Raw genomic sequence first — 19205 nt, forward strand, 5'->3', positions numbered from 1 at the left:
CCCAATTCGCTATCCGCTGTGGTGTAATTGGCAACACTGTGGGTTTTGGTCCCATCATTCCAGGTTCGAGTCCTGGCAGCGGAGCTCAAGGGGAGCTCACAGCTCTTCGCACAGCTCATCGTTCACTTCAACGGGTCCTGACTCCTAGGTCAGGACCCGCTGCATTTCCGGTGCAAAACGCCCCGGTATCCTGCGAGTGTCCACCACCCGAAGCCGAAGGGCACACCCGTGAGCGCCAACCGCCCGGCAGCCGTCGTCGTCCTCGCAGCGGGTGAGGGCACCCGTATGAAGTCGGCGACACCCAAGGTCCTGCACAGCATCTGCGGCCGGTCCCTCGTCGGCCATGTCGTGGCCGCCGCGCGCGAGCTCGGCCCCGAGGAGCTCGTCGTGGTCGTCGGGCACGCCCGTGAGCAGGTCACCGCGCACCTCTCCGAGATCGATCCGGGCGTCCGCACCGCCGTGCAGCACGAACAGAACGGCACAGGTCACGCCGTACGGATGGCTCTCGAGGAGCTCGCGAAGAAGGCGGGCGGCGAGCCCGTCGACGGGACCGTGGTCGTCGTCTGCGGCGACACCCCGCTCCTCACCGGCGGCACCCTCCGCGGCCTCGCGGACGCGCACACCGCCGACGGCAACGCCGTCACCGTTCTGACCGCCGTCGTCCCCGACTCCACCGGCTACGGCCGCATCGTGCGCGACCCGGCGGACGGCGCCGTCACCGCGATCGTCGAGCACAAGGACGCCACCGACGCACAGCGCGCGATCAACGAGATCAACTCGGGGGTCTTCGCGTTCGACGGGCGGCTGCTCGCGGACGCGCTCGGCAAGGTGCGTACGGACAACAGCCAGGGCGAGGAGTACCTCACCGATGTGCTCGGCATCCTGCGCGAGGCGGGCCACCGGGTGGGCGCGGCCGTGGCGGACGATCACCGGGAGATCCTGGGGATCAACAATCGCGTGCAGCTCGCCGAGGCGCGCAGGCTGCTGAACGAGCGGCTGCTGCGCGCGGCGATGCTGAGCGGTGTGACGGTCGTCGACCCGGCGACTACGTGGGTGGACGTGACGGTGACGTTCGAGCCCGACGCGCTGATCCACCCCGGCACCCAGCTGCACGGCGCCACGCACCTCGCGGCGAACGCGGAGGTCGGCCCGAACTGCACGCTGACCGACACCGCGGTGGGCGAGGGTGCGCGGGTCACCAACGCGGTCGCGGACGGCGCACAGGTCGGCGCGGGCGCGAGCGTCGGCCCGTTCGCGTATCTGCGGCCCGGAACGAAGCTCGGCCGGAAGGCGAAGGCCGGGACGTACGTGGAGATGAAGAACGCCGACATCGGCGAGGGCACGAAGGTGCCGCACCTCTCCTACGTAGGTGACGCGACGATCGGCGACCAGACCAACATCGGCGCGGCCAGCGTGTTCGTGAACTACGACGGGGTGGCCAAGCACCACACCACGATCGGCTCCCACTGCCGGACCGGTTCCGACAACATGTTCGTGGCTCCCGTCACGGTCGGGGACGGCGCGTACACCGCCGCCGGCTCGGTCATCACCAAGGACGTGCCCCCGGGTTCGCTCGCGGTCGCCCGCGGCCAGCAGCGCAACATCGAGGGCTGGGTCGCCCGTAAGCGCCCGGGGAGCGCGGCCGCCCGGGCCGCGCAGGCTGCTCGCGAAGCACCGGAGGACGAGCTGTGAGGCGAGCGTCGGCCGAGCGCGGGCGCATGCGCCCGGGGCGTACCGTGAGAACAGGTGCCCCCACCAACCCCACACCCATTTCTGCTGGCAAGGAGATTGTTCTGTGACCGGGATCAAGACGACCGGCGAGAAGAAGCTGATGCTATTCTCCGGCCGCGCTCACCCCGAGCTGGCGGAGGAGGTCGCGCATCAGCTGGGCGTGGGCCTGGTCCCGACCAAGGTGTTCGACTTCGCCAACGGCGAGATCTACGTCCGCTACCAGGAGTCGGCGAGAGGCGCGGACTGTTTCGTCATCCAGAGCCACACGGCTCCGATCAACAAATGGATCATGGAGCAACTGATCATGATCGATGCTCTGAAGCGGGCCTCCGCGCGGAGCATCACCGTGATCCTCCCCTTCTTCGGCTACGCCCGGCAGGACAAGAAGCACCGAGGCCGCGAGCCGATCTCGGCCCGGTTGATCGCGGACCTGCTGAAGACGGCGGGCGCCGACCGGATCCTCACGGTCGATCTGCACACCGACCAGATCCAGGGCTTCTTCGACGGCCCGGTGGACCACCTGTTCGCGCTGCCGGTGCTGGCGGACTACGTGGGCGCGCAGGTCGACAACGAGAAGCTGACGGTCGTGTCGCCGGACGCCGGCCGGGTACGGGTGGCCGACCGCTGGTGCGACCGGCTGGGCGCGCCGCTGGCGATCGTGCACAAGCGGCGTGACAAGGAAGTCGCGAACCAGGTGACCGTGCACGAGGTCGTCGGTGATGTGAAGGGCCGGGTGTGCGTCCTGGTCGACGACATGATCGACACGGGTGGCACGATCTGCGCTGCGGCGGACGCGCTGTTCGCCAACGGCGCGGAGGACGTGATCGTGGCGGCGACCCACGGCGTGCTGTCGGGCCCGGCCGGGGACCGGCTGAAGAACTCGAAGGTGAGCGAGTTCATCTTCACGAACACGCTGCCGACGCCCGGCGAGCAGGAGCTCGACAAGATCACGGTGCTGTCGATGGCACCAACGATCGCGCGCGCGGTGCGCGAGGTGTTCGAGGACGGCTCGGTGACCAGCCTCTTCGACGAGCAGGCCTGATCACAGACGCCGAAGGGGCATCTGCTGATCGATCGATTTCTGAGGCGGCCTCCCCGCCGGGTAGACTCATGGAGTTGCTCGGCGAGGGAGGCCGTACGCGTGTCGTACGGCGGTCCGTAATCGACGCGCTCTTCGTAGCAGGTCTGTCGTGGGCCGGGTGACGGCCGTCGAATCGAAGTCTTCTACGAGGAGTGCAGCATGGCTGAGGTCAAGATCTCCGGTGAGATCCGCAAGGAGTTCGGCAAGGGCGCTGCCCGCCGGATCCGTCGTGACAGCAAGGTTCCCGCCGTCGTCTACGGGCACGGGGGCGACCCGGTCCACGTGACCCTGCCGGGCCACGACCTGTTCCTCGCGCTCAAGACCCCGAACGTTCTCATCTCCCTGAACGCGGACGGCTTCAAGGAGCTCGTGATCCCGAAGGCCGTGCAGCGCGACCCGCTGAAGGGCTTCATCGAGCACGTCGACCTGCTGCTGGTGAAGCGCGGCGAGAAGGTCAACGTCGAGGTGCCGATCCAGACCGAGGGCGAGCTGGCCCCGGGCGGCAACCTGCTGGAGCACGTGCTGAACGCGCTGCCGGTCGAGGCCGAGGCGACGCACATCCCGGAGTCCGTCTCCGTCTCCATCGAGGGCCTGGAGTCCGGCGCCTCCGTCCTGGCGAAGGACATCCAGCTGCCGAAGGGCACCACGCTGGCCGTCGAGGAGGACGCGGTGGTGCTGCAGGTCCTGGCCGCGCAGGCCGAGGAGCCGACGGCCGAGGAGGAGGCCGAGGAGGCCGAGGCCGCCGCCGAGGCCGCCGAGTCCTGACCGCCCTCCGGCAAGGGCGCCGAGTCCTGACCGCCCTGCCGGGCACGATGGCCGGGACCGCCCCGTCGGAGGCACACCCCAGGCGTGGCGATCCGCCGGGCACGCGACCGGACTGCCCCGGCCAGGGGCCCGAGCCGGGGCAACCGAACCGGACCCGCCCCGCCGGGCACCCGAACCGGACCGCCCCGCTGAGGCGCACCCGAGACGTGGCGACTGCCCGGCTCGTCGGCTGCTGAGGCTCTGCCTCAGCGTCGGTGGGGGCCGGGGCCTCGCCCCGGGGAACCCTCTCCAACCGCTGTCTCGCGCCTGCGGCGCGAGACAGCGGTTGAGCCGTTGTTCCGCGCCGGAGGCGCCGGGCCGCTGAGCCGTCAAGGAGACAGGCAGATGAGCGATGTGGACAGCCCCTGGCTGATCGTGGGTCTGGGCAACCCCGGCCCCGAGCACGCAGCCAACCGCCACAACGTGGGGTTCATGGTGGCCGACCTGCTCGCAGAGCGGATCGGCGGCCGGTTCAAGGCGCACAAGGCCCGCGCACAGGTCGTCGAAGGGCGGCTGGGCTCCCCGGGCCCGACGAGCCGCCGGGTGGTGATCGCCAAGCCCATGTCGTACATGAACCTGTCCGGCGGCCCGGTGAACGCCCTGCGCGACTTCTACAAGGTGCCGGTCGGCAACATCGTCGCCATCCACGACGAACTGGACATCGACTACGGGGCGCTGCGCCTGAAGAAGGGCGGCGGGGACAACGGGCACAACGGCCTGAAGTCGATCACGAAGGCGATGGGCCCGGACTACCACCGGGTGCGCTTCGGCATCGGCCGTCCGCCGGGCCGGATGGATGTGGCCGCGTTCGTGCTGAAGGACTTCTCCTCGACAGAGCGCAAGGAGCTGGACTACTTCGTGGACCGGGCGGCGGACGCCGTGGAGACGCTGATCGTGGACGGCCTGGAGCGGGCGCAAGGCACGTATAACTCCTAACGGGCCAACGGAACGCCTAACGGGACAGCCCCTCCCAAGGCGCGGTCCGACGGTTGACCGAGTGCTTCCGGATGGCCAAGGATCGCCGCCATGGCCAAAACCACCAGCACCCGACGCAACCCTGTCCGCCGTGCCGGCGAGAGCGCCTACGGCCTGCTGCTGGTCGGCAAGAACGTGGCGATGGCGAGCGTGGCGCTGCTGCTGCTCGCCGCCGGGGTGTGGACCTCGTGGGGGACGGCGCAGCACTCGATGCTGACCAAGGGCCGGGAGCGGGGAACCGTCACGATCACCCGGTGCGGTTCCGACACGTGCACGGGGCCGTTCGTCCCGGCGGACGCGGCGGGGACGGACCGGCCGAAGGTGTCGATCGACAAGTCGGTCACGCACAAGACGGGCGAGCGGCTGCTGGTCGCGGTGAAGCCGGGTACGAACGAGGTCGTACGAACGGGGTGGGGCGGAGCCCTGTACGCGTGGGTGCCGTTCGGGGGCGCGCTGCTGCTTGCGGCGCTCGTGGTCGCGGGCGGCCTGCGGATGCGCCGTACGGCATGGGCCATCGGCCTTCTGGGCCTGGCCCTCCTGGGAGCGTCCTTCGCGACGCTATGAGACGCGCCTCATGACTGCACCGTGCGCGGCTGGGGGCCCCGCTGTCCGCAGGTGACGGGCGAGGAGTCGGCCCGCAATTCTCCTTCAACAACGGCTGCCCCGCGCCGGAAGGCGCGGGGCAGCCGTTGTGTGGTGGGTGCGGGTGCGGACCGCTGGGTCCCCCATGCCGAGGGCCAGGGGCGTCAGCCCGTGTTGCGCAGGCCCGCGGCCACACCGTTGACCGTGAGCAGCAGGGCACGCCCCAGCAGCGGGTCCGGCGCCTCGCCGCGCGCGGCGGCCTTCCGCTGCCGGTCCAGCAGCGTGACCTGCAGGTACGAGATCGGGTCGAGGTAGGCGTCGCGGACCCGGAAGGTCTGCTGGAGCACCGGGTTGTGGTCCAGCAGCGCGCGCTCACCGGTGATCCGCAGCACCTCCTGGACCGTGAGCTCGTGCTCGGCCTCGATCGCCGCGAAGACGTGCTTCAGCTCGTCGGGCACGAGTGTGTCCACGTAGTGGCGCGCGATCCGCAGATCCGTCTTCGTGAGCGTCATCTCGACGTTCGACAGGAAGTTGCGGAAGAAGTGCCACTCCCGGTGCATCTCGCCGATGACCCCGTCGAGCCCGGCCTCGCGCGCGGCCTTGAGTCCGGAGCCGACCCCGAACCAGCCGGGCACGATCTGCCGCGACTGCGTCCAGCCGAAGACCCACGGGATGGCCCGGAGCCCGTCGAGCCCGGCGCCGGAGTCGGGCCGCCGGGAGGGCCGGGAGCCCAGGTGCAGCTCGGCGAGCTGGTCCACGGGCGTGGACGCGAAGAAGTACGCGGGCAGGTCCGGGTCCTCGACCAGCCTGCGGTACGCGGTGTGCGCAGCCTCCGAGACCGTGTCCATGGCCGCGTCCCAGCGGGCGAGGGCCTCGTCGGACTGGCGGGGCGCGGTGTGCAGGGCCGAGGCCTGGAGGGTCGCGGCGACGGTCAGCTCGAGGTTCTCCCGGGCCAGGGACGGCACGAGGTACTTGTCGGAGATGACCTCGCCCTGCTCTGTGACCTTGATCTCGCCTTCGAGGGTGCCGTAGGGCTGGGCGAGGATCGCGTCGTGGGTGGGGCCGCCGCCGCGGCCCACGGTGCCGCCGCGGCCGTGGAAGAGCCGCAGGCGTACGCCGTAGCGGTGGGCGACGTCACGCAGCCGCCGCTGCGCCCGGTGGATCTCCCACTGGCTCGTGGTGATGCCACCGAACTTGGAGGAGTCGGAGTAGCCGAGCATGACCTCCTGGACGTCGCCGCGGAGGGCGACCAGGCGCCGGTAGGAGGGGTCGGCGAGCATGTCGTCGAGGATGACGTCGGCGGCGCGCAGCTCGTCCGTGGTCTCCAGCAGCGGGACGATGCCGATCTTGGCCCAGCCGGCGTGCAGGTCGATGAGGCCCGCTTCGCGCGCCAGCACGGCGGCGGCGAAGACGTCGTCGGCGCCCTGGCACATCGAGATGATGTAGGACTCGATGACCTCGGGGCCGAAGCGCCGCAGGGCCTTGCCGATGGTCTCGAAGACGCCGAGCGTCTTCTCGCCGGCGGCGTCCAGAGGCGCCGGGGTGGGGGCGAGCGGGCGGCGGGAGCGGAGCTCCTTGGCGAGGAGCTTGGTCCGGTAGTCCCGGGGCATGTCGGCGTACCGCCAGGACTCCTCGCCGAGCCGGTCGAAGAGCTGCCCCAGGGCGTGGTGGTGGGCGTCGGCGTGCTCCCGTACGTCCATGGTCGCCAGCTGGAGGCCGAAGGCGGCGAGCGTGCGGATCGTACGGTCCAGGCGGCCGTCGGCGAAGAGGCCGCCGCGGTGGGCGCGCAGGGAATCCTGGATCAGTGAGAGGTCCTGGATCAGCTCGGCGGTGCCGAGGTAGTCGCGTCCGGGCTCGTGCGCGATGCCCCGGGCGAGCCGCTCGCGGGTGTTGACCAGCTTCTGCCGGATGCAGGTGGCCTTGAGGCGGTAGGGCTCCTCGGCATTCAGGCGCTTGTAGCGCGGGCTGATCTCGGGCAGCAGCTCCAGGTCGGTCTGGAGGGAGGAGAGGAGCTCCTCGGTGGCGCCGGTGTAGCGGATGGAGTTCGAGAGCAGGCCGCGGAGGCTGTCGACGGCCTCGAGGGCGTCGGTGATGCCGTGCTCGTGCTGGAGGATCAGCACCTCCCAGGTGACCTCGGGGGTCACGTTGGGGTTGCCGTCGCGGTCGCCGCCGATCCAGGTGCCGAAGGTGAGGGGCCGGGTGCCGCCGGGGAGCTCGACGCCGACCCGCTCGAGCTCGGCGGCGAGGTCCTCGAGGACGTCGCCGACGGCGCCCTGGTGGAGCTCGTCGAGGTAGTAGATGGCGTTACGGGCCTCGTCGGCGGGCTCGGGACGGGCCACGCGCAGCTCGTCGGTCTGCCAGATGAGATCGATGTTCTCGGCGAGGCGCAGGTCGGCGCGGCGCCGGTCGCCGCCGTCGACGGGCGTGTCGAGCAGGGCGGCGATACGGCGGAGCTTGTTGAGAACGCTGCGACGGGCGGCCTCGGTGGGGTGGGCCGTGAAGACGGGCCGGACGCCGAGGTGCTCGACCGTGCGGCGCAGGTGCTCCGGGTCGGCGTCCTTCAGCCGGTCCGCGGTACGGGCCAGGAGTCCGCCCTCGGCGGCGCGCCGGGTGCGCAGCTCCTTCCCGCGGTGCACCTGCTCGGTGATGTTCGCCAGGTGGAAGTACGTGGAGAAGGCGCGGACGAGCTTGGCCGCGGTCTCCAGATCGGTGTCGCGGAGCAGGTTGGCCGCAGCCTCGCCGTCCGTACGGGTGAGGGCGCGGACACGCTCGACGAGGTCGAGGAGATCGGGCCCTTCCTGACGGACGAGGGTCTCTCCCAGCAGGTCGCCGAGCCTGCGGATGTCGGCACGCAGCGCTGCGTTGTCCGAGGTCTCAGGGGTGATGTCGGCACTGCTCACAGGTGCGGCTCCTTGCAGTGGATTGCACGATGGGCGGGGTGCGGACCGCGCTGTCCGACGCCACCAGGATAGGTCGCGGTCACCACGCCGTTATCCACAGCCTCTTGCCCGGACATCTCGCCCTGCCATACTTACGATGCCGTAGGTTACGGAACCGTAGCCGTGTCCAGTCCGATGAGGGACGCCCCCATGACCACAAGCCCCGATGTGATCGAAGACGCCCCGAAGGCGACCGACACCACTCCCATGCCGTCCGCCACGCTGAGCGGGGACAGCAAGGGGTCGCTCGAGCAGATCACTCTGCTGCTGTTCATCACCGTTCCGTTCGTCGCGCTGGTCGCGGCGGTGCCTTTGGCGTGGGGCTGGGGGGTGAGCTGGCTGGACCTGGGGCTGATGACCGTCATGTACTTCCTGGGCTGCCATGGCGTCACCGTCGGTTACCACCGCTATTTCACGCACGGCTCCTTCAAGGCGAAGCGCCCGCTGCGGATCGCGCTCGCGCTGGCCGGTTCGCTGGCGGTCGAGGGGCCGCTGGTGCGCTGGGTGGCCGATCACCGCAAGCACCACAAGTTCTCGGACGCCGAGGGCGACCCGCACTCGCCGTGGCGGTACGGCGAAACCGTACCGGCCCTGATCAAGGGCCTCTGGTGGGCCCACGTCGGCTGGATGTTCGACGAGGAGCGGACGCCGCAGCACAAGTACGCGCCCGACCTGATCAAGGACGCGACGATCCGCGCGATCTCCCGGCAGTTCGTCGTGTGGACGGTCATCTCGATGGCCTTCCCGGCGCTGGTGGGCGGTCTGGTGACGTGGTCCTGGACGGGTGCCGCGACGGCGTTCTTCTGGGGTTCGCTCGTCCGGGTCGCCCTGCTGCACCACGTCACGTGGTCGATCAACTCGATCTGCCACGCGGTCGGCAAGCGCCCCTTCAAGTCGCGTGACCGCTCGGGGAACGTGTGGTGGCTGGCGGTGCTGTCGTGCGGCGAGTCCTGGCACAACCTGCACCACGCCGACCCCACCTGCGCGCGGCACGGCGTGATGAGGGGCCAGGTGGACTCCAGCGCCCGGATCATCCGCTGGTTCGAGCGGCTCGGCTGGGCGTACGACGTGCGGTGGCCGGACGCCTCGCGGCTCGAGGCCCGGCGCAAGGGCGGTATCTCGGATGAGAGCGACGCCGCAAAGGCGGCATGATTGACGGCGTGGCGATCGACAGCAGCAGCGACAAGACCCGGCCCTCCTCGCCGGGAGCCCGGCGCGCCCGCCGGGTGCGGATGACCGGCAAGGAGCGCCGGGAGCAGCTGCTGGACATCGGTCGCACGCTGTTCGCCGAGAAGGGTTTCGAGGGCACGTCGGTGGAGGAGATCGCGGCGAAGGCCGGGGTCTCGAAGCCGGTGGTCTACGAGCACTTCGGCGGCAAGGAGGGGCTCTACGCGGTCGTGGTGGACCGCGAGATGCGGCAGCTGCTGGAGATGGTGACGGGCGCGCTGACCGCGGGGCATCCGCGGGAGCTGCTGGAGCAGGCGGCGTTCGCGCTGCTGGACTACATCGAGTCGTACACGGACGGGTTCCGCATCCTCGTACGGGACTCCCCCGTCGCCCAGTCGACGGGCACCTTCGCCTCGCTGATCAGCGATATCGCCACGCAGGTGGAGGACATTCTGGGCCTGGAGTTCAAGGCCAGGGGCTTCGATCCGAAGCTGGCGCCGCTGTACGCGCAGGCGCTGGTGGGGATGGTGGCGCTGACCGGCCAGTGGTGGCTGGACGTGCGGAAGCCGAAGAAGGCGGAAGTGGCGGCGCACCTGGTGAATCTGGCCTGGCACGGGCTCGACGGCCTGGAGCCGAAGCCCCGGCTGATAGGCCACCGCCGGAGCTAGGGCCCCAGGCCCTGTGCCTGTCCGGCGGCCGGCCCTTCCGGGGTTCTGCCCCGCGCCGCCGCGAGCCGGACGTGGCCGGTGGCACCGGCGATTCAGGCGACCCTTCGCGCCACGGCGAAGATCCGCCGGAACGGGAAGACCGTGCCGTGCGGGCCCGGCGGGTAGGCCTTGCGCAGCAGGTCGCGGTACTGGGCGAGGAACTCCTCGCAGGCCGGCTCGTCGTCCGCCAGGGCGGTCAGGACGGGCCGCAGGGCGGTGCCCTTGACCCAGTCGAGGACCGGGTCCTCGCCCTGGAGGAGCTGGATGTAGGTGGTCTCCCAGGCGTCGGCCTCGCAGCCGAGGTCGGTGAGCCGGGTCAGGTACTCCCACGGTTCGAGGACGTGGACGAAGCGCCGCCCGTGGCTGCCGAGGCGCTCCCGCCACTGCGGGCTGTCGCACAGCTCGCCGAGCAGGGCATGGCTGGGGGAGATGAAGTTGCCCGGGACCTGGAAGGCGAGGATGCCGCCGGGGGCGAGCGCCTCGGTCCAGGCCGGGAAGGACTCGGCGTGGCCGGGCACCCACTGGAGCGCGGCGTTGGAGACGATCAGGTCGTACGGCTCGTCGGGGATCCAGCCGGCGGCGTCCGCGGAGCGGAAGTCGAGGCTGCCGCCGCCCTCGGTGGGCCCGGCGTGCTCGGCGGCCTTGGCGAGCATCTCCGGCGAGTTGTCGAAGCCGGTGATACGGGCTCGGGGCCAGCGGTCGGCGAGGAGCGCGGTGACGTTGCCGGGGCCGCAGCCGATGTCGGCGATGCGGGCCGGATGGCCTCCCGTGGGGAGGTCGGGTATTCGGGCGAGCAGGTCGTGGAAGGGGCGCGACCGGTGGCTCGAATGGCGAAGGTACTGTTGCGGGTCCCATGTGGGAGCTGGCATGTCTGTCCCCCTTGTTCTGGCGCGCGAACGGAAGTGGAAATTCACTTCCTCGCGCCGACATTGCCCATCCGTTGACCAGACTATCTCTCGACGTCAAGAGACTTCATGTCGACAGACCTACTACACTGATCGCCATGGAGGACGAGGTCGATCGGCTGGTCGCAGCGTGGCGGAGGGAGCGCCCTGACCTCGACGTGGAGCCGCTCGAAGTGCTCAGCCGCGTGAGCCGTCTGGCGCGCCATCTCGACCGGGCCCGCCGGCTCGCCTTCTCCGAGCACGGGCTGGAGTCCTGGGAGTTCGACGTCCTGACGTCACTGCGCCGCGCCGGGGCCCCGTACCAGCTCTCGCCCGGGCAGCTGCTGACTCAGACTCTGGTGACCTCGGGGACCATGACCAACCGCATCGACAGGCTCGCCAAGAAGGGCCTGGTCGAGCGGCTGCCGGACCCCAGCGACCGGCGTGGTGTGCTGGTCCGGCTCACCGCCGAGGGCCGCGACCGGGCCGACCAGGCGCTGGCCGGGCTGCTCGAGCAGGAGCGGGCCATCCTTGGCGAGCTGTCGCGCGCCCAGCGCGCCGAACTCGCGGGCCTGCTACGCCAGCTGACCGCCCCGTTCGACAACGTCCCCGGCTAAGCCGCCGGGGGACGTAGGCACAACGCCCCACGCCGCCGCAGTGACATCAGCCGACTCCGTCGGCGGGCGGCACCTCGCTGCGTTGTCGGAGTCGTCCGAGTAGACCCTCCCCTGGCCTTCGGCATGGGGAACCCCAGAGGACGATCTCCCCCGGACTCCGTCCGGGGGTACCCCCACCGCCTTGCGATGCTCCCTCTGGGGGCACGCCCCCAGCTACCGCTGGGGGGACCCCCACCCGGGCTGCCAGGCCCAGGGGGACTACCGCTGGGGAGTGTCCCCTTGCCTCAGACGACGCGGGACGTCGCACCCACTTCCCCAGGACCGCTTAGGTCCACCGGTCCGACGCCCGCCCTGCGGGCCAGGGCGACCGCGGCGAGGGTGGAGTGGACGCCGAGCTTGCCCAGCACGTTCTGCATGTGCGTACGGACCGTGTGCGGGGAGAGGTAGAGCCGTTCCGCAACCGCCTTGCGGCCGAGGCCCGCCACCATGCAGCACAGCACCTCGCGCTCCCGCGGGGTCAGCGACTCCACGAGCCGCTCGCTCTCGGTGCGGTGCTTACGGGCCGCGGTCAGCTCCCGGAGCACGCCGGTGAGCAGCGCGGGCGGCAGGTGCGTCTCGTCGCGCAGCACTCCGCGGATCACCACCAGCAGCCGGGACAGCGAACAGTCCTTGGCGACCCAGCCGGAGGCGCCGGCCTGGAGGGCCGCGGCGGCGCGGCGCGGATCATCGCGCTCGGCGAGGACGACCGCACGCGCGCCCTGATGGGCGGAACGGACCGTGGTCACCAGGGAGATGCCGTCGGCCCTGCCGTTCGGGGAAGGCTGCCCGGGCATTCCCGGCAGCGGGCCGGGCACGCCTGCCACACCGCGGACGGCGGCGGGGCCGTGGTTGCCGACGGTCCCTGCGGAGCCGGGCACGCCCGCGGTGCCGGTGTCATGCCCGCCCAGGTCGGCGTCGACCAGCAGGACGTCGAAGCGGCGACCGTCGGCGGCTGCGCGCTCCATGGAGCGCAGGGCCGCGGGCGCGCTCCCGGCGGCCGCCACGTCCACGTCCGGCTCGGCCGCGAGGGCGGCTGCCAGCGATTCGGCGAAGATACGGTGGTCATCCACCACCAGGACCCGGATACGACTCACGAACGACCCCCCAAGTCTCGGGGAACGGGCAGTTGGGGTACGGCGCCGGGAGGGGCACCACGCAGTCGCGCGGCCGCCGCCACGCCGTGACTGCTACCCCACCCAGAGCGCCGTACCCGACTGTCTCGCCCCCTGATCAGCACCGGCCCCCACCGGTGCTGTGCATCAGCGTACGGCCGCCCTCTGACATCGGAAGAGGATTGGGAAAAGTGTTCGTCCTGGTCGCTCACGCCGGTCCCCACGCTCCATAAAAGGACACAAGTCGACAAGGAGGGCCAGAACTTGATCACCTGCCAAGCGCAGGACGGGGCGGGGAGTTGCCCGCAGTCCGCAACGCGGGGATGCGGAGCCCTCCGTCAGGCCAGGCGCCGGGCGCCGGCCGACGGCACCGCCGTGAAGACCCGCGGCGCGCGGTGACCGGCCTCCGCGAAAGCCTCCGTCACCGACTTCGCGACACCCTCCGCCCGGGCCTCCTCGACCAGCACGATCGCCGAGCCGCCGAAGCCGCCGCCCGTCATCCGGGCGCCGAGCGCCCCGGACGCGTTCGCCGACTCGACCACCAGGTCGAGCTCCGCACAGGACACCTCGAAGTCGTCGCGCAGCGAGGCGTGTCCGGCGGTGAGGACGGGTCCGATGGCGCGCGTCTCCCCGCGGTCCAGAAGGCCGATGACCTGCTCCACGCGCGCGTTCTCCGTCACCACATGGCGGACGTAGCGGCGTACGGCCGGGTCTTCGAGGGCGGCCAGTGCCTCGTCCAGCTGCTCCAACGCGACGTCCCGCAGGGCCTGTACGCCCAGCGCACGCGCGCCCTCTTCGCATCCCGCGCGCCGGCGCGCGTAAGCCCCTTCACCGAGCTCGTGCTTGACGCGGGTGTCGACGACCAGCAGCCGCAGCCCTTCGGCCGCGAGGTCGAAGGGGACCTGGCGCTGCGCGAGGTCCCGGGTGTCCAGGTGCAGGGCGTGGCCCGCGGTGCAGCAGGCCGCGGCGGTCTGGTCCATGATCCCGCAGGGAACGCCGACGAAGACGTTCTCCGCGCGCTGGCTCAGCCTCGCCAGCTGCCAGGGCCGCAGGTCGAGGCCGAACAGGTCGTTGCAGGCGAGCGCGGTGACGACCTCCAGGGCCGCGGACGACGACAGGCCCGCGCCGGTCGGCACGGTGGACCGGATGTGGACGTCCGCGCCCGTCACCGTATGCCCGGCGTCGCGCAGCGCCCACACCACACCCGCCGGGTACGCGGCCCAGCCCCCGCCCCCGCCCGGCTCCAGCCGCTCGGCGCGCAGCTCGACGACCCCGCCCTCCACGTCCCCCGAGTGCAGCCGCAGGATGCCGTCGTCGCGGCGGGCGACGGCGGCGAGCGCGGTGTGCGGCAGGGCCAGCGGCATCACGAAGCCGTCGTTGTAGTCGGTGTGTTCGCCGATCAGGTTGACCCGGCCGGGGGCGGCCCACACGCCGTCGGGCCCGGAGCCGTACAGCTCCCGGAACGCGGCGGTGACCTCCGCGACCCGCCGTTCGCTCACGCTCGCTTCTCCGGACTCGCCAGCCGCTGCGCGAAGTCCCAGGCGTCGGCGACGATTCCGGCGAGGTCGGCGCGGCTCGGCCGCCAGCCAAGACGCGTACGGGCCTGCTCGGCGGAGGCGACGAGCACGGCCGGGTCGCCGCCGCGGCGCGGGGCCGCGACCTCGGGGACCGGATGCCCCGTGACCTGGCGGACGGTCTCGATGACCTCGCGGACGGAGAAGCCGTTGCCGTTGCCGAGGTTGCAGATCAGGTGCTCGCCACTCTGCGCAGCGTCCAGCGCCAGCAGGTGGGCCTGGGCCAGGTCGGCGACGTGGATGTAGTCGCGGATGCAGGTGCCGTCGGGGGTCGGGTAGTCGTCGCCGAAGACGGAGATGGCCTCGCGCCTGCCCTGCGCGACCTGGAGGACCAGCGGGATGAGGTGAGACTCGGGGTCGTGCCGCTCGCCGTACGCGACGCCGCCGGTCCCCTGGTACGCCCCCGCGACGTTGAAGTAGCGCAGGGAGACGGCGGCCAGGCCGTGGGCCGCGCACTCGCCGCTGATCATGTGGTCGACGGCGAGCTTGGAGGCGCCGTACGGGTTGGTGGGTGCGGTGGCGGCGTCCTCGGTGATGGGGACCTCGGACGGCTCTCCGTAGGTGGCGGCGGTGGAGGAGAAGACGAGGGTGCGCACGCCCGCGTCGCGCATGGCGGCCAGCAGCTCGGTGGTGCCGCCGACGTTGTTCCGCCAGTACTTCTCCGGGTTCACCACCGACTCGCCGACCTGTGAGAAGGCCGCGAAGTGCAGCACGCCGTCGTAGCTGCGGTCCAGCCACTTGGCCGCGTCCTGGATACGTCCCTCGATGAAGTCGGCGCCCCCGGGGGCCCCTTCGCGGTGACCCGTGGAGAGGTCGTCGAGCACGGTCACGGCGTGCCCGGCCTCGAGCAGATGCGCGGCGACCACGCTGCCGACATAGCCCGCCCCGCCGGTGACCAGGTACTTCTTCTGCCCGTTGCTCACTTGCTCGCTACCTCTCGCAGTCGCTCGGCCGCGGCCTCCGGCGGCACATCATTGATGAACACGTTCATGCCGGATTCGGAACCCGCGAGAAACTTCAGCTTGCCGGAAGTGCGGCGAATGGTGAAAAGCTCGAGGTGAAGCGCGAAGTCACCGCGGTCCTGCGCGCTCAGGGGCGCCTGGTGCCAGGCCGAAATGTACGGCGTCGGCGGCTCCCCCTCCCCGAAGATCCGGTCGAAGCGCCGCAAGAGTTCCAGATAGAGCTGTGGGAACTCTGTGCGCGCCGCGTCGTCCAGCGCCGGCAGGTCCGGAACCCGCCGGTTCGGGTAGAGATGCACCTCGTACGGCCAGTGGGCGGCGTACGGCACGAAGGCCGTCCAGTGGTCACCCGCCAGGACGATCCGCCGCCCGTCGGCGAGTTCGCCGTCGACGACGTCATCGAAGAGGTTGCGGCCGCCCGTGCGTTCGCGGTGCGCGGCGAGCGAGCGGAACATCGCGGCCGTACGCGGGGTGGCGAAGGGATACGCGTAGATCTGGCCGTGCGGGTGGCCGAGCGTGACCCCGATCTCCCTGCCGCGGTTCTCGAAACAGAACACCTGCTCAACGCCGGGGTGCTGGGCGAGTTCAGCGGAGCGGTCGGTCCAGGCGTCGAGGACGAGCGCGGCCTGCCCCTCGGTGAGGTCGGCGAAGGAGGCGTCGTGGTCGGAGGTGAAGCAGACGACCTCGCAGCGGCCGGCGTCGCCGGTGAGCGAGGGGAAGCGGTTCTCGAAGACCACCACGTCGTAGTCGTCGGCCGGGATCTCGGTGTGCCGGCCGTCGCGGGACGGGCAGAGGGGGCACTCGTCGGGGGGCGGGTGGTATGTGCGGTCCTGGCGGTGGGAGGCGACGATCACGGAGTCGCCGAGCAGCCGGTCGGGGCGGATCTCGGACGCGGTCGAGACGGTGGGCAGGGGGCGCTTGTCCGCCGCGTCGCGCACGGTGTCGTCGCGGCGGTCGTAGTAGAGGAGCTCGCGCCCGTCCGCGAGCCGGGTCGATGTCTTCTTCACCCTGGCGCTCCTCGCCACTACCATCATCCCCCGAACAGAAGCAAACACAACAAACCACAAGCCAACAGGGCCAGTCAATAGTGGCCGCCATAGAGGCCCGCCTCCTGGACAACTGCGCACAAAAGGCAGAGGTTCTTGGGCAATCGGATCGAAAGAAATGCGGCGATTCCGGGGAAACCGCCCCCAGACCCTCGAAGAGAGTGATCCATGTATTTGGCACAAGAAGGGCTGCGACTCCCCACCAACGCGCTCGACTACACCATCCTGTGCATCTATTTCGCCGTCGTCCTCGGGGTCGGCTGGGCCGCGAAAAGAAGCGTGAAGACGAGCCTCGACTTCTTCCTCTCCGGCCGGTCGCTCCCCGCCTGGGTCACCGGTCTCGCCTTCATCGCAGCCAACCTCGGCGCCCTGGAGATCCTGGGCATGGCGGCCAACGGCGCCCAGTACGGCGTCTACACCGTGCACTGGTACTGGGTCGGTGCCATCCCGGCCATGGTCTTCCTCGGCCTCGTGATGATGCCCTTCTACTACGGGTCGAAGGTCCGGTCCGTCCCCGAGTTCCTGCTGCACCGCTACGGGCCCCCCTCGCACCTCCTCAGCTCGATCATCTTCTCCGTGGCATCCATCCTGATCGCGGGCGTCAACCTCTACGCCATGGCGATCGTGGTCGAGGCGCTACTCGGCTGGCCGCAGTGGGTCGCGATCGTCGTCGCCGGCTTCTTCGTCCTCGCCTACATCACGCTGGGCGGCCTCTCCTCGGCGATCTACAACGAAGTCCTGCAGTTCTTCGTCATCCTCGCCGCGCTCATCCCGCTCACGGTCGTCGGCATCGAGCGGGTCGGTGGCTTCAGCGGACTCAAGGACTCCCTCACCGGGGAGTACGGCGACAACTTCGTCTCCGCGTGGGGCGGCACGGGCATCGGCTCGAGCAACCCGCTGGGCGCCAACTGGCTGACCATCGTGCTCGGCCTCGGCTTCTGCCTGAGCTTCGGCTACTGGACGACCAACTTCGCCGAGGTGCAGCGCGCGCTGTCCGCCAAAAACCTCTCCGCCGCCCAGCGCACCCCGCTGATCGCCGCCTTCCCCAAGATCTTCATCCCGCTGATCGTGGTCACGCCCGGTCTCATCGCCCTGGTGCTGGAGCCGCAGCTGGGCCAGGAGGGCAGTGGCCTGGAGTACAACGACGCAGTCCCGGTGCTCATGCGCGACCTTCTGCCGAACGGGGTTCTCGGCGTCGCCGTGACCGGGCTGCTCGCCGCATTCATGGCCGGTATGGCCGCGAACATCTCGGCCTTCAACACGGTCTTCACGAACGACATCTGGGGCGCATACATTCGTAGGGGCCGCCCGGACGAGCACTACCTGCTCGTCGGGCGCATCGTGACGGCGATCGGCGTGCTGGGCGGCATGGGGACCGCGTTCATCGCCTCCACGTTCAGCAACATCATGAACTACCTTCAAACGCTGTTCTCGTTTTTCAACGTGCCGCTGTTCTGCGTCTTCATCATCGGCATGTTCTGGAAGCGGGCCACGTCGCCGGCCGGTTTCTGGGGGCTGCTCTCCGGCACCGTGGCCGCGATGATCAACTACTTCTGGTTCTACAAGGAGGGCGTCATCGGCATCCCGAGCGACCAGGGGGCCAACTTCGTCTCAGCCATCGTGGCGTTCGTGGTGGGCGGTCTGGTGATGGTCGCGATCACGCCGTTCACCAAGCCGAAGTCGGCCGAGTCGCTCGCAGGGCTGGTGTACGGCACCACATCCCCGGGCGTGGCCGAGCCGCCGGCGGCGGGCGACGAGGCGTGGTACCGCAGTCCCGCCCTGCTGGGCTGGAGCGCGATCATCCTCGCGGCCCTCTGCTACATCCCGTTCTCGTTCTGACCGGAAAGAAGCCGCACTATGAGCAACAACGAGTACGAGTACATCCACGAGGTCGAGGAGCTCGAGGGGAAATCCGCAACGGCGGCGCGGCTCTTCGACGTACGGCGCATCATCGGCGGCCTGTTCGTGCTCTACGGCGTCATCATCACCATCGCAGGATTCACCGTCTCCGACGAGAACCTCGAAAAGGCCGAGGACATCAACATCAACCTCTGGACGGGCCTGGCGATGCTCGTCCTCGGACTGTTCTTCCTCATCTGGCTGAAACTCCGGCCGACGGCCGCGCCGCGCACGGTGCCGCCGGAGCTGAGGCCGAGGCTGGGTCAGGAGCCTGGGCCCGGCGAGGGACCCGGCCAGGAGCCGGGGCAGGGGCCGGGCCAGGGACCAGGGCAGGGTGGGCCGGGCGGCCGGCCCCCGAGCTGATCCTCACAACCCCCGCGCCGAACTCACGGCCCCGCGGCCGCCCGGTCCAGCAGCCCCGTCCGGGCGGCCAGCGCCGCCGCCTCGAGCCGCGACCCGACGCCCAGCTTCATCAGCACGCGCTGCACATGCGTACGGGCCGTGCTCGACGCTATGCCCATCCCGGCCGCGATCAGCCGGGTGTCCTCGCCCTCCGCGACCCGTACGAGCACCTCGGCCTCGCGCGGGGTGAGCATCTGCAGCAGCCGGGCGGCCTCGTCGTCCGGCTGGGCGGCCGGGTTGAGCAGCTCGGCGAACGCACCCTGCAGCAGCTGCGGCGCCACCGCCGCCTCCCCTGCCCTCGCCTTGACCATCGCCCGCTCGACGCCTTCGATGCGCTCGTCGTGCCGTACGTACCCGGACGCCCCGGCCGCGAAGGCCGCGGCGATGCCGCGCGGGCTGGGCACGGGGCCGAGTACCACGACCGCGACCTGTGGCCGGTCCCGCTTGATCCGCACGACCGGGTCGAAGGCGCCCGGCTCGGCGGGCGCGGCCGTGCCCAGCAGGCACACCTCCGGCGCCCTGCTGACCACCAGCTCGGCGGCCCCGGCGCTGGGGGCGGCCGCGGCGAGCACCCGGTGGCCGCGCAGTTTGAGCGCGGAGGCGAGCGCCTCGGCGAGCAGACGGTGGTCGTCGACCACCATGAGCCGGACGCCCATGAGCTTCCCCCCAATCCCCCGACGCCCCGGG

The 19205-nt window shown here is 70.7% G+C and carries 17 protein-coding genes and 1 tRNA gene; 11 read left to right on the forward strand and 7 right to left on the reverse strand.

From position 1 onward, the window contains the following. Nucleotides 1–12: 12 nt before the first annotated feature. From ACTWQC_RS03820 to ACTWQC_RS03845, 6 genes are all read left to right on the forward strand, one after another. Nucleotides 13–84 (forward strand) — tRNA-Gln (locus tag ACTWQC_RS03820). A 144-nt stretch (nt 85–228) separates the two neighbouring features. Beyond that, nucleotides 229–1692, forward strand: a complete 1464-nt coding sequence (gene glmU, locus ACTWQC_RS03825) for a bifunctional UDP-N-acetylglucosamine diphosphorylase/glucosamine-1-phosphate N-acetyltransferase GlmU (protein WP_443314064.1) — start codon at nt 229–231, stop codon at nt 1690–1692. 103 nt (nt 1693–1795) lie between these two features. Next, a complete protein-coding gene (locus tag ACTWQC_RS03830; protein WP_443314065.1) occupies nt 1796–2773 on the forward strand; it encodes a ribose-phosphate diphosphokinase in 978 nt (325 codons plus the stop codon). 198 nt (nt 2774–2971) lie between these two features. Continuing rightward, nucleotides 2972–3577 carry a 50S ribosomal protein L25/general stress protein Ctc gene (locus ACTWQC_RS03835; RefSeq protein WP_443314066.1) on the forward strand — a complete coding sequence of 202 codons (606 nt, stop codon included), beginning with the start codon at nt 2972–2974 and terminating at the stop codon, nt 3575–3577. A 384-nt stretch (nt 3578–3961) separates the two neighbouring features. Beyond that, nucleotides 3962–4552, forward strand: coding sequence for an aminoacyl-tRNA hydrolase (gene pth / locus ACTWQC_RS03840; RefSeq protein ID WP_443314067.1), 591 nt, complete (start codon nt 3962–3964; stop codon nt 4550–4552). Between the two features lie 90 nt (nt 4553–4642). Then, nucleotides 4643–5155, forward strand: a complete 513-nt coding sequence (locus tag ACTWQC_RS03845; protein WP_443314068.1) for a hypothetical protein — start codon at nt 4643–4645, stop codon at nt 5153–5155. Between the two features lie 182 nt (nt 5156–5337). Here the strand turns inward: ACTWQC_RS03845 and ppc are convergent, their stop codons facing one another. Continuing rightward, entirely contained in the window at nt 5338–8073 is a 2736-nt protein-coding gene (gene ppc / locus ACTWQC_RS03850; RefSeq protein WP_443314069.1) for a phosphoenolpyruvate carboxylase, read from the reverse strand. 189 nt (nt 8074–8262) lie between these two features. Between ppc and ACTWQC_RS03855 the strand changes: the two genes are divergently transcribed. Both ACTWQC_RS03855 and ACTWQC_RS03860 read left to right on the forward strand, forming a co-directional pair. Further along, nucleotides 8263–9264 (forward strand): acyl-CoA desaturase, encoded by a 1002-nt coding sequence (locus ACTWQC_RS03855; RefSeq protein WP_443314070.1) that lies wholly within the window; start codon nt 8263–8265, stop codon nt 9262–9264. After that, complete coding sequence (locus ACTWQC_RS03860) at nt 9261–9947, forward strand: TetR family transcriptional regulator (protein ID WP_443314071.1); 687 nt, start codon at nt 9261–9263, stop codon at nt 9945–9947. Before ACTWQC_RS03855 ends, ACTWQC_RS03860 begins: the two co-directional genes overlap by 4 nt. Before the next feature lie 92 nt (nt 9948–10039). Here ACTWQC_RS03860 and ACTWQC_RS03865 read toward each other — a convergent pair whose 3' ends face one another. Next, a complete protein-coding gene (locus tag ACTWQC_RS03865; RefSeq protein WP_443314072.1) occupies nt 10040–10855 on the reverse strand; it encodes a trans-aconitate 2-methyltransferase in 816 nt (271 codons plus the stop codon). Between the two features lie 134 nt (nt 10856–10989). On the opposite strand from ACTWQC_RS03865, the gene ACTWQC_RS03870 reads away from it, so the two are divergent. Then, nucleotides 10990–11487, forward strand: a complete 498-nt coding sequence (locus tag ACTWQC_RS03870; protein ID WP_443314073.1) for a MarR family winged helix-turn-helix transcriptional regulator — start codon at nt 10990–10992, stop codon at nt 11485–11487. 284 nt (nt 11488–11771) lie between these two features. Here the strand turns inward: ACTWQC_RS03870 and ACTWQC_RS03875 are convergent, their stop codons facing one another. The 4 genes from ACTWQC_RS03875 to galT form a co-directional block, all read right to left on the reverse strand. Next, the gene (locus tag ACTWQC_RS03875) at nt 11772–12620 is read right to left on the reverse strand and encodes a LuxR C-terminal-related transcriptional regulator (RefSeq protein ID WP_443314074.1); all 849 of its coding nucleotides are present in this window, start codon (nt 12618–12620) and stop codon (nt 11772–11774) included. A 356-nt stretch (nt 12621–12976) separates the two neighbouring features. Further along, a complete protein-coding gene (gene galK, locus ACTWQC_RS03880) occupies nt 12977–14137 on the reverse strand; it encodes a galactokinase (RefSeq protein ID WP_443314075.1) in 1161 nt (386 codons plus the stop codon). Then, a complete protein-coding gene (gene galE / locus ACTWQC_RS03885) occupies nt 14134–15135 on the reverse strand; it encodes a UDP-glucose 4-epimerase GalE (RefSeq protein ID WP_443314076.1) in 1002 nt (333 codons plus the stop codon). Before galE ends, galK begins: the two co-directional genes overlap by 4 nt. Continuing rightward, complete coding sequence (gene galT / locus ACTWQC_RS03890) at nt 15132–16178, reverse strand: galactose-1-phosphate uridylyltransferase (RefSeq protein ID WP_443314077.1); 1047 nt, start codon at nt 16176–16178, stop codon at nt 15132–15134. The genes galE and galT overlap by 4 nt, the downstream gene beginning before the upstream one ends. 207 nt (nt 16179–16385) lie before the next feature. Here galT and ACTWQC_RS03895 point away from each other — a divergent pair, with 207 nt between their 5' ends. Then, nucleotides 16386–18056 carry a sodium:solute symporter family protein gene (locus ACTWQC_RS03895; RefSeq protein WP_443314078.1) on the forward strand — a complete coding sequence of 557 codons (1671 nt, stop codon included), beginning with the start codon at nt 16386–16388 and terminating at the stop codon, nt 18054–18056. Nucleotides 18057–18074: 18 nt separating this feature from the next. Further along, nucleotides 18075–18479 carry a hypothetical protein gene (locus ACTWQC_RS03900; protein ID WP_443314079.1) on the forward strand — a complete coding sequence of 135 codons (405 nt, stop codon included), beginning with the start codon at nt 18075–18077 and terminating at the stop codon, nt 18477–18479. Between the two features lie 23 nt (nt 18480–18502). Here the strand turns inward: ACTWQC_RS03900 and ACTWQC_RS03905 are convergent, their stop codons facing one another. Continuing rightward, entirely contained in the window at nt 18503–19174 is a 672-nt protein-coding gene (locus ACTWQC_RS03905; RefSeq protein ID WP_443314080.1) for a helix-turn-helix transcriptional regulator, read from the reverse strand. Nucleotides 19175–19205 lie beyond the last annotated feature (31 nt).

Source organism: Streptomyces sp. 8N616 (genome assembly GCF_052246385.1).
Classification (GTDB): domain Bacteria; phylum Actinomycetota; class Actinomycetes; order Streptomycetales; family Streptomycetaceae; genus Streptomyces.